The 18,866-nt window shown below is 32.2% G+C and carries 5 protein-coding genes; 4 read left to right on the top strand and 1 reads right to left on the bottom strand.

Annotated elements, in window-relative coordinates:
* A complete protein-coding gene (locus N456_RS21245; protein WP_062061826.1) occupies positions 1-297 on the bottom strand; it encodes a putative quinol monooxygenase in 297 nt (98 codons plus the stop codon).
* Positions 298-2,035: 1,738 nt separating this feature from the next.
* Between N456_RS21245 and N456_RS21240 the strand changes: the two genes are divergently transcribed.
* The 4 genes from N456_RS21240 (at position 2,036) to N456_RS21225 (ending at position 18,733) form a co-directional block, all read left to right on the top strand.
* Positions 2,036-14,143 (top strand): non-ribosomal peptide synthetase, encoded by a 12,108-nt coding sequence (locus tag N456_RS21240; RefSeq protein ID WP_062061823.1) that lies wholly within the window; start codon positions 2,036-2,038, stop codon positions 14,141-14,143.
* A 148-nt stretch (positions 14,144-14,291) separates the two neighbouring features.
* Positions 14,292-15,911, top strand: coding sequence for an ATP-binding cassette domain-containing protein (locus N456_RS21235; protein ID WP_062061820.1), 1,620 nt, complete (start codon positions 14,292-14,294; stop codon positions 15,909-15,911).
* A 734-nt stretch (positions 15,912-16,645) separates the two neighbouring features.
* Positions 16,646-17,143, top strand: coding sequence for a hypothetical protein (locus N456_RS21230; protein ID WP_148639404.1), 498 nt, complete (start codon positions 16,646-16,648; stop codon positions 17,141-17,143).
* Positions 17,144-17,470: 327 nt separating this feature from the next.
* Positions 17,471-18,733 (top strand): S8 family peptidase, encoded by a 1,263-nt coding sequence (locus N456_RS21225; RefSeq protein ID WP_062061812.1) that lies wholly within the window; start codon positions 17,471-17,473, stop codon positions 18,731-18,733.
* Positions 18,734-18,866: the final 133 nt, after the last annotated feature.

The following is an 18,866-nucleotide window of genomic DNA, read 5'->3' as shown; positions in this document are numbered from 1 at the left end:
TTATATATTTAATTTTTCAAAATATGAAACCTCTGGAGGTCCTGCTAAAAAAGAAGCAAGTTGTTCCATAGCTCCATTAGTAGAAATAAATTCGATGTAATTGGCGTGCTTCTCTTTACTCTCCCATTTTTCATAAATTATAAGGCTATTATTTTGGTGATTGAAAAGAATCTCTACTAATAAACAACCATCAAAGTTTCTAACATTAGGAAGATTTTCTTTTAGGAAGATCATAAGATCATCAAGATATTTGCTTTTAGTTATTGATTTTAAAATGACAGTACAATTTGTTTTCATTTATTTTCTTGATTAATTATTACAAAACTATAAAGCAAAAATGTAAGTATTCTTAATCTTAATTAAGAAATGAAGTACACCTTTTTATTTTCTTGTGATGCTTCTAAAGTTATGTAACGACCTTTATAGTAATATTCATTACAAAATGCTATTTGTTTAGAAATGAAGCATCCAAAAAACTATTTCACATAATTTCTTATCCAAAAAAAGAAGTTAGAATTTTAATCCTTTATTGAGGGTTTAATTCCCCGAAGCTTGCCTCGATATCAAAATATTTTTTTCAGAAGCATACCTTGTGAGCTTGCTCCTAGGTTGTTGATTTTTGTCTAGTAACTTTGGAATTGATCAGATCTACTATTTCTTTTCTAAATCTCATAAGATAGTTTGCAGAGAGGAAGTACATGTGTAGCATAAAAAAAGTTATTTAGCCTTACCTAAATTCAATTTATTAACTAAGCATTAATGTATACATAATCTAAAAAAAACAATATAATATAATGGATAAAGGAACACTAAAAGCCGATGAGTATGTGTCGTACTATTTTTGCTTTTTTTGATTGAAGCTCCAAACTTTTTTTATTTTTTAAATTAGATTTTATGATATTATTAAGTATTTGATTATTAGTTTTTTACAAAATTATTTAAATACTTTTTTTCGAATGTTTTGTTAATTATATACAGAGTGATAAAGACTACATTGAAGCAAAAATAAGACGTTCTTAATTGCCTTAATTTATAAGGCGCAGTTTAACAAATACTTAATACTGATTCACTAGTTAAAAGAGTAAATTATTAAGACATTTGTCTCACAAATTTACCAATTTAAAAAACCTACAATAATGAAAAACACATTAATTCTACAGTCTAAGCTCTTGATTTATGACCTCTATAATTTTGTTCTAAAATGAGTCTTCAAATGTGATGATTTTAGTAATCTAAGATAACATATTTATAAAAAAACAATCTTTAGAAAGCAAGTTTCAAAAAGTATAGATAGAATTAGATAGATCAGTAATAGAAAGATTCCATTTTTAAGAATAAGAAAGAATTAAGTGATCAAATTTATCTCATCTATAGTAGTTATCAAAAAACAGAATACAAGGTTGATAAAACAATAAAAATTTCTTTTTGTATCAGTTACAGATTTAAATTAATAGCCCATTTGTTTGCAATTTTTTTACTCTTTTTTTTAGGATAATGAAGCGTTCGATTTGTGACTTTAATGATTTAAGGTTTTAATTGAAAAATATGAAGACCTAAAAGTAGAATTACTTCTAATTGAAGGTTCTATTTTGATTAAAATCTCTTGATTTTTTGACTATTACCTTTTGACTAATTGTTAAATAAGCCTTAGGGTTCGTGTACCCATAATTAAGCGTAATATCAATGCTTTTATAAAGAGTTATCTATTCTAGAATCTAATCGTATTATAATTAGAAATATCAATACAACTTAAAACCTGTATAGTACTATAAAGCTAAAGAAAGAATACTTTCTTTACATACCATGATGCTATAATTTATGTATAACCAAGAAATACTAAATCCGCAAATGATAGTTTAGAGAAATTGACAAAATCATTATAAACTACAAGAATGATTTTCTTTTTTAACAAAGAATAAGCTAATACAACTTAAAATTTAACCCCGAACGGGGCTTACAATAGTGTCTAATATTTTTTTAGGCAAGAAATCAAACACCCAAAATACAAGCGATACAAATTCTAAAAACATACAACATGAAATTGAAAAACAGCTTACATTTAGCTCAGCAAGAAGTATATTATGGCCAATTAGTTGACCATGAAAGCTCACTATACAATGTGGGAGGATATTTTATTTTTAAAGGAAATTTTGATACTGATATTTTTATAGAAATCATAAATAATCTTCCTTATTTCTTCGATATATTCAATATCAAATTTGATTTTAGTGAAGAAGAACCTTTATGCTATTTAAAAGAAGATGTAGCACAACTTGTAGTAGAAGAGTTAGATTTTTCTAAAGACTCTAACCCTAAAAAAACGGCAATGGATTGGATGCAAAAGCAATTTAATACAGCTTTTGATTTACAATCAGAAAAGTTATATAACTATACACTTATAAAAATAGCAGATGACGAGTATTGGTGTTTGATGTGTCTTCATCATTTACTCATAGATGGATATAGCTATATGATTAAGCTTAATCACATAATGGAAGAATATGATAGGCAAACAAATGAAGAAGAACAATCAATGATAGAGGGGGGAGCACCATCATACCATGAAGCAATATTAAATAGCCTTAAATACCTAGATTCTGATAGCTATGTCAAAGATGCTATGTATTGGAAAAATAAATATAGTGTACTACCTAATTCAATACTAAATCATTCTAAAGAAGGAAAAGAAGAAAATGGGAACAGGTTATCTTTTTTAATTTCGGAGTCAGATAGGTTATTATACAATGATTTAACTGCTAAAACAAAGGCTAGTCTGCAACAGTTTACTATAGCTGCTCTATTAGTATATTTAGGAAAAACGACTAATGATACTCTTTTTAGTTTTGGAGTACCTATTCATAATAGAGGAAGTAGAGCAGAACGAAAGACACTAGGAATGTTTTCTTCGGTACTTCCTTTTAAAGGAATATATAATGAAGATGAGGTTTTGTTGGATCTGATAGCAACATTAAAAAAAACACAACGAGAAGATTATAGGCATCGATCATATCCTATCTCGCATTTAAACAGGTCTCTTAATCTAATGTCTAAAAAAAGAAAGCAATTATTTGATATTATCGTTAACTATGAGCCTTTTGCTTTTCCAGAATCTTTATCTTCAGGACTTACTATTCAGACAAAACATCTAACTAGTATTTTAGATTTAGAAAGTCCTTTATCAATTCGATGGTGTGATTATGGAGCTGATTATCCATTAGAATTAAAAGTAGATTATCAAGAAGAGTACTTTACTAAAATACAAATAGAAGGAATTGTAAAAAGTATATTTCATATCCTATCTCAATTCGAATACAACTTAGATAAACCACTAAAAGATGTTTCTATTATTCCTGACGAAGAGAAAACACTACTATTAGAACTGTTTAATAACAAATCGTTAGAGTATCCAAAAGAGCAAACAGTCATAGATGTATTTATACAACAAGCTATGGCAACACCGAATGCGGTTGCTGTACTATATGAAGAGGATAGTTTGACCTATAAAGAATTAGATGAAAAATCTAATCAATTAGCACATTATTTAAAGGAACAAGGAGTTAAACGAGAAACTTTGGTTCCTATTTGTATTGACAAGTCATTAGAGATGATCGTCGGTATTTTGGGAATTTTAAAATCAGGCGGAGCATATGTACCTATTGATCCAGGTTACCCACAATCTCGAATCGATTTTATACTACAGGATACAAATGCTGATATCGTGATTACCTGTTCCGATTTAGAACACCTTTTTAATCAAAATACCAAGAGATATAAGTGTATTGCTTTAGATACTATTGCTACATCATTGGATCAAATATCCAGTACACCATTACCAGAACGTATTACCCCAGATCAATTGATCTATGTAATATACACCTCTGGAACTACAGGAACTCCCAAAGGAGTACTCTGCGAGCATAAAGGGATTATGAATGTAATACAGAATCAGATTAAGCAATTAGGATTAAGTGCAGAAGATACCACTTTGCAATTTGCTTCAATATCCTTTGATGCATTTACTTCTGAGTTATATGCAAGTTTACTTTCTGGAGGAAAACTTGTTATGGTTCATAAAGACATTCTTCATTCTCAAGAAGAAATGCAATTATTTTTAAGTAAAAATAAAATCACAGTAGCTACATTGCCTCCATCATATCAAGAAACATTACAGGATAGTTTGTTATCCCTTAGAACTATTATTTCTGCAGGAGAAGCGATTCAACTTTCATTAGTTAAAAAATTTCAATCAAAAGGCATACAGGTAATCAACGGTTATGGTCCTACAGAAAATAGTGTTTGTGCTACCATGTCATTAACTCCTTTATATACAGATACTATAGCAACAATAGGATCAGCATTACCTAATACCTCGGTTTATATTTTGTCTGAAGCATTAGAGTTATTACCTATAGGAGTTGTAGGAGAGTTGTGTATTAGTGGAACTCAACTAGCCAGAGGGTATCTAAATCGCCCAGAATTAACACAGAATAGTTTTGTTGCTCATCCATTTAAGAAAGGAGAACGACTGTATAAAACAGGAGATTTAGCAAGGTGGTTACCCGATGGAAATATAGAATTTATAGGTAGAAAAGACGATCAGGTAAAAATTAGAGGGTACCGTATAGAATTAGAAGAGATTGTATCAACATTAGATCAATTGTCGATTATAAAGCAATCTGTAGTTTTGGCATTACCAGATACCAATGGTCGTAAAAGACTGGTAGCTTATGTTACCTTAACAACAGCTGTTGATCGTACTGAAATACAACAGCATTTAGCCAAGAAATTACCAGAGTATATGGTTCCTAATACGTATGTTTTGATGGAAGAGTTTCCATTAACTCATAATGGCAAGATTGATAAAAAAGCACTTCCTGCCCCAGAGGAATCATTTACTAAAACGAATCAGTACATTGCTCCAACCACAGCTATAGAAAAGCAGTTAGTAACGATTTGGGAAATAGCATTAGGAATAGAAAATATTGGTATCTGTGATAACTTTTTTGAATTAGGAGGTGATTCTATTAAAGCAATTCAATTAGTCGGAAAAAGTAAATCACAGGGATTCCATTATAAGGTAAAAGATATTTTTAAGTACCAGACGATTTCTAAAATAGCATCTCATCTACAGGAAGAGCATTTGGTTATTACAGAATCAGGAGCACTAGAAGGAGAAGTTGGATTACACCCTATTCAACGTTACTTTTTTGAGCAAAACTACGCTGCATATAATCACTATAACCAATCCTTATTATTTACGGTATCCAAATCCATTAGTGCTAATATTTTAGATTCATCTCTGTCAACTTTGTGCTCTCATCATGATGCATTACGATTAACCTATCAGTATACAGATGGTATTAGTTTTCCAAAACAAACATACGGTGCTTTTACCTCCCCATTAATAGAAACAGAAGTACATTCATTATCAGAATTAGCAACTATATCGGCTCAATATCAGTCAGATTTAGATATAACTACAGGAGACCTTATTCGTTTTGTTTTGATCCGAACCCCAGAATCAGAGACACATAACCGTTTATGTATAGCGATACACCATCTAGCTGTTGATGGAGTTTCTTGGAGAATTCTAATAGAAGATTTAATCACATTATTGTCCAACCCTTCTAACGCGCCCACTGTTGTATTACCTACTAAGGGAACTTCATATAGACAATGGGTGTCAAAACTAGAGGAGTATACCACATCTCCATCTGTTCAATCAGAATATAAATATTGGAAAAAAGTAGTAGCTAATTACACTTCTATACCAGAAGATATCCCAAGTACTACAGTATCAACTTATGGAGATACTCATACCCATGTATCCGTATTATCTTCTACACAGACCCAGTCGTTAGTTAAAGATATTCATCATGCCTATGGAACGGAGATCAATGATATTATATTAAGTGCATTATCTGTAGCATTAAAAGATTGGATACCTGCTTCAAAAATTGTAATAGGATTAGAAGGTCACGGGCGTGAAGAGCTATTTGATGGAGTAGATATAAGCAGAACAGTAGGGTGGTTTACAAGTTTATATCCAGTTTGTTTATCTATTCCTAAAGAAAAAGAAACGTCATATGCAGCATTACTATCGAGTACAAAAGATATGCTTCGTCAGATTCCTAATAGAGGTATAGGTTACGGAATACTACGTCATTTATCAGACTCAGAGAATATTAGAGAAGATTTATCAGTAGCTTATGAAGATTTGATTTTTAATTATTTGGGAGATTTAGACAGTAGTCTTTCTTCTGAAAATACTTTATTAGGCTTTGCCAAAGAATCAATAGCCCCTTCGGTAGGAACATCTAATACTAACCCTAATAAATTAGTAATCGATAGTATGATTGTAGATGGATGTCTAGAAATTAAATGGAGCTATGATGCTAATCGATATAATTCCTCAACCATTAAGGAGTTATCATCAAACTATATCGCAGCTTTAGAAGCGATTGTAGCACATTGTCAAAACATCACAAAAACCATAAAAACTCCTGGAGATTATGGGTTACCAGCTACATTATCGCATAAGAAACTAGTAGATTTTAAAGCCGCTAAAGAAAAAGAGCAATTAGCAAACATACAGGATATCTATCCGCTAAGTGCACTGCAAGAAGGGATACTTTTTCATAGTTTATATGATCAAGAAGATACAGCATATATAGTACAGTTCTACTGTGATCTTATAGGATCTTTTTCCAGAAACTCATTTGATAAAAGTTGGATGCATTTAATGCAGCAACATACTATTTTACGAACCTCTATTTATGCAGAAGGCCTTGATATCCCTGTACAATGTGTCTATGATCAATTAGAATTGCCAATACAAGAAGTAGATTATAGTCATTTACCTGAAGTAGAGCAAGAAGCAGCTTTTAAACTTTTCCTTGAGCAAGATAAAAAAGAAAGGTTTACCTTATCAAAAGCACCTCTGTTTAGAATAACCTTGTTTCATTTAGGAGCAAATCGTACCCGTATGGCATTTACCAATCATCATATCTTATGGGATGGGTGGTCTTTTTCTAAACTGATCAGTAATTTTATGGAATGCTATAAAATGTTTGACGCCAAAGGGAATCTACCATCGATACTCCCAGACCAATATAGCACTCATATTCATCATGTGTTAAGCAAAAATACACCAGAAGGTTTATCCTATTGGAAAGAATACCTATCAGAAGTAACAACAGCTACGTATTTACCTTTTATAACCAATGCTTCTGACCGCAATAAGGTTTTTGGAAATAAAGAAAGGCGATCTATGCTTTCCACTACTTTGACAACACAACTTAACACGTTTGCAGAACAACATCATATTACCATCAATACAGTATTACAAGGTGTTTGGTCATTTTTATTATCTAAATATACAAGCTCACCGGATATTGTTTTCGGAGCTACTGTTTCAGGAAGAGACTCCGATATAGAAGGAATTGAGGATAGAGTAGGGCTATATATCAATACAATCCCTGTGTGTAGCCATATAAACGATCAAGCAAAAGTATCAGATTGGTTACAAGAACTACAATCGGGGCATACTACAGCCAGAGAAGAATATAGCTACCTCTCTTTAAGCACTATCGAAGATCAAAGTGGCATATCAGGCTCTTTGTTTGACACCATTATGGTGTTCGAAAATTATCCGATAGAACATATGACATCTGATGCTGAAACAGAGCTTACTATTGAAAATATTGGAAGTAGCGAGAGTACCAATTACACATTATCAATATGCGTTTTTAATACACCAGAAGGACTGTCTATAAAAATGATGTACAATGACAGATTATTACCAGAAGACACCATGGGTATGATCGAAAGTCACATCAAACAAGCACTAGAAAGTTTAGTAAGCGGAGTTGAAACAATTGAAGAAATTTCTTATATCGCTGAAGACGAAAAAACAACATTATTAGAAGTCTTTAATAATACAGAGATACCCTATCCAAAAGATCAAACTGTCATAGACCTATTCAATCATCAAGTTAAAGCCGCTCCAGAAGCAATTGCAGTAGTGTATGAGGGAGATAGCCTTACTTATAAAGAACTGGATGAGAAATCAAATCAACTGGCACACTATTTACAACAGCAAGGTGTTGAGAAAGAAAGCTTAGTTCCTATATGCGTGCATCGCTCTGTAGATATGATCATTGGTATGCTGGGAGTTGTAAAAGCAGGAGGCGCATATGTTCCTATAGATCCAGCATACCCACAAGAACGTATAGATTTTATACTATCAGATACAAAAGCAGCTATCGTGATAGCAGAATCCAATACATTAGAGCTGTTTAGTACAAGAAGTACAGAGTACAAAAGTATTACATTAGATACTTCTGCTACGATGATAAACACTTTTTCTACACTACCATTAGCCGTAGAAATCACTCCAGAGCAATTAATTTATGTGATATATACCTCAGGAACTACAGGAGTGCCTAAAGGGGTATTACTAACACATACCAATGTAGTACGATTATTTTATAATGATACTCCACTATTTAATTTTGATGCTAATGATGTATGGACAATGTTCCATTCCTATACGTTTGATTTTTCTGTATGGGAAATGTACGGGGCATTATTATTTGGCGGAAAATTAGTTGTAGTACCTCCATCATGTACCAAAGATCCTGCTTTGTTTTCTAAATTAATACTAGAACAAGGAGTTACGGTATTAAATCAAACACCAACTAATTTTAATGGAGTACAAGAATATATTATAAATGAAAACAAGCCACATGCTATTCGATACGTCATTTTTGGAGGAGAAGCACTACATCCAATACATCTAAAAAACTGGAACCTAAAGTATCCATCATGTAAATTAATAAATATGTATGGAATTACAGAAACAACAGTACACGTTACCTATAAAGAAATAGGGCGTACAGAAATAGAAGCTAATCAAAGTAATATTGGAGTTCCGCTCCCTACATTAGGAATAATAATTCTAGATGATGCTTTTCAACCTGTTCCCAAAGGAGTTATAGGAGAAATGTATGTGTCAGGATCAGGAGTAGCAAGAGGATATCTTAATCGAGAATCACTTACTCAAGAGCGATTTGTTAATTTAGATAGTAATAACAATACTGTAAAAAGATTTTATAGAAGTGGAGACTTAGCCAGAATTACCGCTACAGGAGAATTAGAATATTTAGGCAGAAAAGACCATCAGGTAAAAATCAGAGGATATCGTATAGAATTAGGAGAGATAGAATCGGTACTAGAAAAAATGCCTGCAATAAAGCAAGTACTAGTTATTGCTAAAGAAGATCAAAATGGAAGTAAACAATTAGTAACCTATGTAGTAAAAGAGTCTGAGATAGAAATACCAGTAATAGAGGCACATTTACATGACCAACTTCCGAGTTATATGATTCCTAAAGTATATGTTTTCTTAAAAGAATTTCCGATGACATCAAACGGAAAAATCAATAGAAAAGCACTACCAGCACCTAATGTAGGGAAAATTGAAACATCAGAGCATAGTGAACCTAGAAATGCAGTAGAAAAAGAAATTGTAAGAATATATAAAGAGCAGCTTTCTATAGACCATGTAGGGATCAAAGATAACTTCTTTACTATAGGAGGAGATTCTATTAAGATTATTCGTTTAATAAGCGCATTGAATGCATTATTTACTACTAATATATCAATCTCAGCATTTTATAAAAACCCTACTATAGCAATGTTATCTACATTAATATCAGATAACAAAGTAGTTGCTTCAACTGTAGAAAATCTAGAAAAAATAGTAACTGAAGAATTAAAGGAAATCGAGACGCAAGTCATAGAGCAACATCCATCCGCAACTACTATTGCAGGAGTATATCCAATGACCGACATACAGTTTGGAATGGTATATACTAGTAATCTAATGCGCGAAAAAGGCATATCTGGGATATATCATGATCAAATGGTAATTCGGGTAGGAGCATTGGATCCCGAATTAATGCAGCAGGCCTTAAGTTTATTAGTAGCTAAGCACGAGATTTTACGCACCTCACTTCATTTGTATGAATTTGGTAATCCCGTACAGATTATCCATAAAGAGATACCAACTGAGGTACATTATGAAGATATTATACTGCTAAAAGAAGAAAGTCAAAAAATGTATGTTAGAAGGTTTTTGGATCAAGAAAGAAATGAAAATCCTTTTGATATAACTCAGGCACCACTTTGGAGAATTTCAGTCTTTAGAATAGGAGAAGAAGATTCGATCTTTATATTTCAATGCCATCATGCCATTATCGATGGTTGGTCGGATTCTAATTTTAGAATAGAGTTATTGAATACGTATTTTGAGCTCAAAAAAGATAATACCTATACACCACAGAAGCTTTCTGCCGGAATTCATGAAAGTGTGATTTCTGATCTTATCGAACGAAGAAATGATGATACGATACACTATTGGAAAGAAAAACTAGCAGGATATAATCGATTACAGATATTGGATAGTGAGCATGTACATGATCATTTAGCAAAGAAATATACCAAAACGTATTCTGAAAAGATATTTGAAAAATGTAAAAAAGACAATATAACCCCAAAAGGATTATTCCTTTCGGGATATCTATATCTAATCAGTTTACTTTCTGTAGAAAAAGATATAACCGTAGGACTCGTTACACATAGACGCCCTATGGTAGAGGATGGAGATAAAATATTAGGGTGTTTTCTAAACACTATTCCATTTCGTTCTCAAATGGATTTTGCGACCCCAGATTCATGGATAGGTTATATTAAAAGAGTAGAATCAGAATTACATGAATTAAAAGGAAAAGATCGATTATCACTACTCGAAATATCTAAACTACATGGCGAAAACGCTAGTAATCCATTTTTTGATATCATTTTTAATTATGTTGATTTCCATATTATCGGTGATTTTTTACAGAATAAACAAATGGCAACATTTATGGAAAAGATGAAAGAAACAAGTTTTTCTAGTCAGGGACATGCAGAGACTAACACCTTTTTAGACTTTACAGTAAGTCTTACAGGAGGCAAAATCGAAGTATCAATAACTCAAAACAGAAAAATAAAATCAGGTCATAGACTCTCTAATATCATCATGTATTTTGATAATTTCCTAAAGAATTATTTACAGAATGATGTAGCTTTGGTAAATAGCCAACACATTATTCCTAGTGGAGAACAAGAACAATTGTTAGATAATTTTGATATCGATACTATTGCTATACCTTCTATAGAAAATAATTCTGTCATAAACATGTTTCAGGCTCAGGCAGAAAAAACACCTGATGCAATAGCCGTAGTTTTTGAAAATGAAAAACTTACCTATAAAGAACTGAATGAGAAATCCAACCAATTAGCACACTATTTACAACAACAGGGAGTTAATAACCAAACTTTGGTTCCTATCTGTGTAGATAGATCATTAGAGATGATCATTGGTATTCTAGGAATTCTAAAATCAGGAGGAGCATATGTACCTATAGATCCAAGCTATCCGCAATCCAGAATAGATTTTATAATACAAGATACCTCAGCACAGATAGTGGTTACTCAAAAAAATCTGATTACTAATTTTACTAAAGAAGATGAGGTTATACAGATTATTTGTTTAGATGGCTGGTTTTCAGAATTAACTACCGTTTCTTCAGAAAAGTTAAATATCGGTATTAGTAAAGATCAATTGGCGTATATAATTTACACCTCAGGAACAACAGGTACTCCTAAGGGGGTAATGATACCACACGGAGCTTTTTTTAATTTAGTAGCACATCAATCAAAATATTATGCGATACATGAAGAAGAGCGAATTCTATTATTCTCTAATTATGTGTTTGATGCTTCTATAGAGCAGATTTTTATAAGTATAACTACGGGAGCATCATTATATATTCCTACAACATCTTGTATTATGGATATTGAGGAATTGAAATTTTATATCACACTCCATAAGATCACTCATGTAGATGCTACACCTAGTTTTTTAGAATTAATAAGTAACACTCGTTTAGAAAGTGTAAAAAGAGTGGTGTCTGGGGGAGAATCCTGTTCGCTACATTTGGCAAAAAAATTAGCTCAAAACTATGATTTTTATAACGCATATGGTCCAACAGAGACTACCATTACATCCCTAATGCATCAGTATAAGGGAGAGGATATAGTTCCTATAGGAAGACCTATAACGAATACTCAGGTCTACATCCTTTCTGATACTCTTAATCTTGTTCCTATAGGAGTAGTAGGAGAACTATGTATCAAAGGAGCAGGTGTTTCAAAAGGATATTTACATATGGATGAGCTAACGCAGTCAAAATTCATAGAAGATCCTCTGGAGCAAGGAACATGTTTATATAAAACAGGCGATTTAGCAAAATGGTTACCTAACGGAACGATAGCATATATTGGACGAAAAGATGATCAGGTAAAAATAAGAGGATATCGTATTGAATTAGGAGAAATAGAATACGCTTTAGATCAGCTAGAAGAAGTAAAACAATCCGTTGTACTGGCACACGATGCTGATGGTATCGGCAAACAACTAGTCGCATATATTCTTTCTGATCAAAAAGTAGATATTCAATATATCAAAAACACGTTGCAAGAAAAATTACCACAATACATGATACCTAACATGTATATGTTCTCTGATACATTTCCTACAACAATTACAGGAAAAATCGATAAAAAAGCATTGCCAGAACCAGATACATCGCAGTATAATGCCGAGAATTATGTAGCCCCTTCTACAGCAACAGAGATAGCACTAGCTAATATATGGGCTACGCTATTAGGTGTAGAAAAAATAGGAGCTCAAGATAATTTCTTTGAACTAGGAGGACACTCATTATTAACTATTAAATTAAAAAGTGAAATAGAAGTAAGATTAGGAAGAGAAGTGCCAGTGCAGCAAATATTCAATACACCAACATTAGAAACCTATAGTAAAGCATTGGACGATGGAGGAAAAGAAGATTATCAGATAGCATTAGATACAGAAGCTATTTTTTCTGTACCCTTAAAAACTCCTGCTAAAAAAGAAACTGCGATCACTAATTCTAAAAACATCTTGTTAACAGGTGCAACAGGTTTTGTAGGAATACATCTTTTAGAATCACTATTAAAAAATACAGATAAAAAGATCTACTGTATGATTAGATGCGAATCAAAAATAGATGGTTTGGAGCGCATACAAAAGAAAATGAAAGATAATGAGATGTGGAGTGAAAGGTATACGCAACAGATCGAGGTTATCAGAGGAGATCTAGCTAAACCAAACCTAGGAATAACTATGTCTGAGTATGAATTATTGTTAGAAAATATAGGTAATGTTGTCCATAATGCAACTTATATGAATCATTTGTCTACGTATGAAGATGCTAAAAATGTTAATGTTCGTGGGGTAGAAAATGTGTTACATTTTTGCACATCAGGATCTTTAAAACCAATACATTTTGTCTCTACCATTGATGTATTTAGCTCACATGGTCAAAAATCAGATAGACATGTCAATGAATTAACTACAACAGATCATGAGGTGCATTATAATTCTGGTGGATATACTTCTAGTAAATGGATAGGAGAAAAATTGGTAGAAAAAGCTTCAGCAATAGGGCTTCCTACTACAATACATCGATTAGGATTGGTGCTCTGGGATACAGAAACCAATGCGTATGATCGTAATCAGTGGTTCTATCAATTAGCCGAAAGTTGTATACAATTAGGAACATACCCTTCTGTTTTTGGCAGTAATTCTGATTATCCTGTGATTCATGTAAATACGTTGGTAGAACGGTTAAGCGATTATATCATCAATATAGCTCCAAAACAGCCAGAAACACATAATGTTTTACATCATTGCTTAGAAGAACCACAGAAATTAAGTGATCTATTAACAGCTTATTTTGTGACACAAAACATAAGCCTAAAAAAGATAGATATAAAAGAGTGGTTACAACTGGCAATACCAAAAGACCTATCAATTTCTTGGATGTTATCAGGAATTAAAGAAGAAGAAATAGATCAGACTGTTGATGCTCAAGAAAAGAACGAATCTTTTTCATTACAATTTTCCTGTAAGCAGACTACACTTCTATTTGATCAAAAGAACAAAGATAAAGGTGAAGAAGAAGAACCTTTCCTTGTTGCTCCCGAATTTTAATTCTCCTATCAAGAAATCTCATTCTCCGGGGTAAATCTCGGAGAATGAATATTTTTTTCAGAAGCATACCTCAGAAGCTTGCTCCGAGGTAGTTGATTAATAATTAATTAATAAGAAGGTGATACACCTTTATTTAAAAAATAAAAAAATGAAATTAATAACATTTTTATTCCAAAATACCAATAGATCAAAAATAGGAGCCTTATTTATACTAGGCTCTTTAACAGGCGCTATAAGTACATTAATTGTATATTTTGTCAATAGTTTTATAAATGGAGCTATGGATACAACTCCCCAAAATACCGTTTTGTATTTCTTTTCAATACTAGTTTATGTAGCGGTAAGTATTGTCTTCTTTAGAGGATTGATTAAGATTTCTGAAAAAATAATAAAAGAAATCAAAGGAGAAATATTTAGTAAGATATTAAACTCTAGTTATTTAAAACTAAAGAAAAATAAGGATCTAATATATACTACTCTATCTAGCGATGTTAATCTAATCTCAGAGAGTTTAATGCATTTAGTATATATCATTGTATCGATTTCTACCATTGTTTTTTGCTTTGTTTATATGAGCATTTTATCATGGAAATTACTGATAGGAACAATACTTGTATTTTTAACGGGGATTGTATTATTTGGAGCAATATTACGAGTAGCACACCCTAGATTAGAAAAATCTAGAAATTTACAAGATGATATTATAGGAGTATTAAATGAGATATTAAAAGGATATAAGGAGTTAACAGTATATCCTTTAAAAAGAAAAGTATTAGGAGATATTACTAATAAGAATTTGGATCAGGCATATAATCATAGAGTGAGTGCATACTCTAATTTATCTATAGCAGGTATTCTGGGCGAGAGTTGTAGTTTTGTGTTTCTGGGATTATTATTAATCTTTTTCCCTGTCTTTTTCCCTGAAGACAAGGGAGTTATTATCAACTTTGCTTTAGTTTTTCTTTTTGTATTAAAACCTATAGAAGTATTGAGTAGTTTGGTAGGAAACTTATCAAATGCAGAAATATCTACGCAAAAGATAGCAAAGCTATTGACTGATTTTAGTGAAAAAGAGGTACTAGAGAGTAGTGAGGGTAATGACCCTATTGATTTTAAGAATATAGCAATCAAAAACCTAACCTATGCATATGATACAGGGTTTACAGTAGGACCTATAGATCTAGCGTTTAAGAAGAATGAAATTGTCTTTATTTATGGGGGTAATGGTAGTGGAAAAACTACATTTATCAATACACTTTTAGGGATTTATACTCCTAAAGAAATTACTATAACGGTAGATGATGTTCCTTTTGAATCTAAAAAATGGACACAATTAGCCAAGAGTATATTTGCTCCTGTATTTAGTGATTTTCATGTATTTAAACAGAATTATGGAGTGCCAGCACATCAGGATAAACGGATTAAGGATCTTATAACATTATTTGAGATTGATGGTAAGGTTACATACGATGATACGGGATTCTCTACTATTGATCTTTCTATGGGACAGCGAAAAAGATTGGCACTAATCTATGCCTTGTTAGAAGATAGACCTATTCTGGTATTAGATGAGTGGGCAGCTGATCAAGACCCTCAATTTAGACAAAAATTTTATACAGAAATCCTTCCATATTTAGCAAAAGATGAAAATAAAACAATTATAGCAATCACCCACGATGATCATTATTATCACTGTTCTGATAGCTTATATAAAATGGAATATGGAAATCTAATTAGCGTAGAACAAGAGGTTTTAGTAGCACACTAAAAAATAGTAATAAGCAGATAATATGGGTTAAACTCATATACTTTGGATTAGTTAGCAAAGCTATACTGTAGCTATTTAACGTATCTGTATAGTCTATGAGTACCCTTTACCTATGCTAGGATGATAAAGAGTAGATAAAATAGTATCTTATACCAGAGTTGTACCTTAAATTTACTGCAAAAGAAAATCAGTTATTTTTTGTTTATACAAAGAAGAAAAATTCAGCATAACCATAGCTACGGTTAATTTTTTATTTTGAAGCATAGGCGAAAAAGAGAATTTTATTGCGGTAAATTCAAAGTGTAAATAGTATTACTATTGTTATTTTAGCATAGGTTAAAAAACCATGAGATTAATATTTAACCTATTTTATATACTGAGTTCTATATCATAAAGCGGGATAAAACGATGTCGTTTGATCTACAGTCTAGAGATCATTTCTAAAAACCACTCTTCTGACGATTTTTATAGCCTTATAAGCCTAACTTACGTTTATAGAAAAAATATATTTATTTTTTTGATATTAATAGTATACCATCGGTAACAGTTGGAAACGCTTGTAATAGTAGGGATAACAGTGATGATATCATACAGGCTATTACTATTATCAAAACATAAAAATGCTTCTCCATACAGATATCTGTATGGAAATCTTATGTCTAATATCTACATTCGCCCCCTAATATTAAACACAGTCTTTAGGATTGTATTAAAAAACACACAGTAATATGGCAATGAATAATTTAATTTCGACTTCTTTTTCTTCCGAGGACTTGAAGAAGATTAACCACGCTTTGACAACTATAGAGGATACGATTAGTGGAAAAGTGATTAATCTAACGGCTGATGAGCGCCAACAATATGGCAAGCTTGGTAATAAAACCGAGAATTGGGTAAAAAAAGTGAATCAGTATATGGAACAAAAACCAGAGCTTGTTCCTTTTTATTTAGATAAAGAAGAGTTTGATAAGGACACGCAAGCTAGAGAGGATATTATTCCTGTACTACGGCGTATGACTTCAGTTTTTGAGAGTTTAGATGATACGTCTAAATTATTGAGTACTGATATCTATAATGCAGCGATAGCATACTATCGTAATATTAAACTGATCAGTCAACAAAATGTACCAGGAACATCTAATATTTATAGTGATTTATCCAGTCAGTTCCCTGGTCGTAGTTCGGCTGTTTTAGAACAGAATAAGAGTTCTTCCTCTTCTAAGGATCAATAGGTCGTTCGGAACGGTCTTTAGGCTGTTGTGAACGACCTATTGGTCGTTTAAACCCCGCTATAGGGGGTGTCTCGACACCCCCTTGACCGTTCCGAACACCTCATAAACACTAGGATAACGCCTTTTTGATCGTTTGTAACGATTTATAAGGTGTATACGAACTATATATTAGTCGTTAGGGAGTTATTATAGAAAATAGATTACGAGACTGTTTATACAAAATTTTGCTTACTTCGTGTATTCGTATAAAGAGGTTATACAATATATCAGCTTTTAGGTTCTTCAATTCATTACATTTGATTTTCAGACTTTTAAAACCTAAAAAAAATGAATAACAAATTTTTAACCATCAGAAACATTTCTCTAGTAGCTATTGGAACTTTTATGATTATAAGTTGCCAAAAAGAAGATCTAAAAGAAACATCTTTATCAACTGGACAAGAAAACACAACAAATTCTCTTAACATGAATAATGATAAGGGAGAATACATCGTTGTATTAAAAAACTCAGCAAACAATCTGGATACTAGAATAAACGAAATTTTAAGTGCCAATGATATTGACACAGGCAAAGTAACCACTAAATTTGAAAACATTTTTCAAGGTTTTGCTACCAAAAATATTACGGAAGCAGAAATAGCTACTCTTAGAGAAGATCATAATATCGATTATATTGAATCTAATAAAACATATCAGGGAAATTCTGAAGAAAGCACTTCTGTTATGACTAACCCTAATTTGCCTAGTGCCAAAAAAACCGGAATTGACCCACATCGTGGACAACTTCCATTACAAAATATCGATCATAGCCCGACTAGTCGGGCTTCATGGGGGGTTCTTAGTATTGGGGGATCTCGAGATGGTAGAGGCAAAGTTGCTTGGATTATAGATTCTGGGATTCTGGATATTCCAGAGTTAAATATTGACAAACAACGAAGCAGAAATTTTAATCCAGCAAATGGAGGACCAGAAAATTGGCAAGATGGATCAGTAAGTCTACATGGTACAAAAATAGCAGGAATTTTAGCAGCAAAAGATAATGGAATCGGAACAACAGGTATAGCTGCAGGAGCAACTGTAGTGTCTGTAAGAATATCTGATAATCAAACGGGTAGTAGTGACATATCACAATTAGCTGGGATAGAATATGTAACTAAACATGCTAAAAGAGGAGATGTATGGAACTTTAGCAATAATTTTAATGAACATTTTCGTTCAAAAATATTTAATGATGCGTTCAAAAAACTTGCAGCCGTAACGTATGGAACCGTATCAGCAGGTAATTTTAATGAAGATGTATTGCTTAGAAGCCCTACTAATGAGTACATTGATGGGATTAAAGTAGTTGGAAGTCATGATGGTGCATTAGTACCTAATTCAGATTCAAACTTTGGAGTAAAAGTATCTTTATGGGCTCCAGGATACAATGTATCTTGTATTTATATAGCAGATCGAGGATATCTTGTAGCTAGTGGAACTTCTTTTGCAGCTCCTTATGTAGCAGGAATGATGTTAATATTAGGGGGAGATGCTCCAACAGCAGGACAGATTAATAAAAACGGGCGTTGGGCAGGAATTGCTCATTGGTAACATAGAGAAAAGTATAAAAGGGTATAGATGATACGTATTCTTTTATTACTTACTAGTATATGTCGGGTATATGTTTATATTTTGTAATTATATAAAGATTAAAAATTGTGAATAGATTTTTCAGTCTAGAATT

Source organism: Aquimarina longa SW024 (genome assembly GCF_001401755.1).
In the GTDB taxonomy this organism is placed as follows: Bacteria; Bacteroidota; Bacteroidia; order Flavobacteriales; family Flavobacteriaceae; genus Aquimarina; species Aquimarina longa.
Note: the sequence above shows the minus strand (reverse complement) of the source record. Positions and strands in the feature narration are given on the sequence as shown.

Excerpts from the sequence above, each read along its gene's own strand:
- N456_RS21245 (WP_062061826.1), bottom strand. The coding sequence starts at position 297 with ATGAAAACAAATTGTACTGTCATTTTAAAATCAATAACTAAAAGCAAA.
- N456_RS21240 (WP_062061823.1), top strand. The coding sequence starts at position 2,036 with ATGAAATTGAAAAACAGCTTACATTTAGCTCAGCAAGAAGTATATTAT.
- N456_RS21235 (WP_062061820.1), top strand. The coding sequence starts at position 14,292 with ATGAAATTAATAACATTTTTATTCCAAAATACCAATAGATCAAAAATA.
- N456_RS21230 (WP_148639404.1), top strand. The coding sequence starts at position 16,646 with ATGAATAATTTAATTTCGACTTCTTTTTCTTCCGAGGACTTGAAGAAG.
- N456_RS21225 (WP_062061812.1), top strand. The coding sequence starts at position 17,471 with ATGAATAACAAATTTTTAACCATCAGAAACATTTCTCTAGTAGCTATT.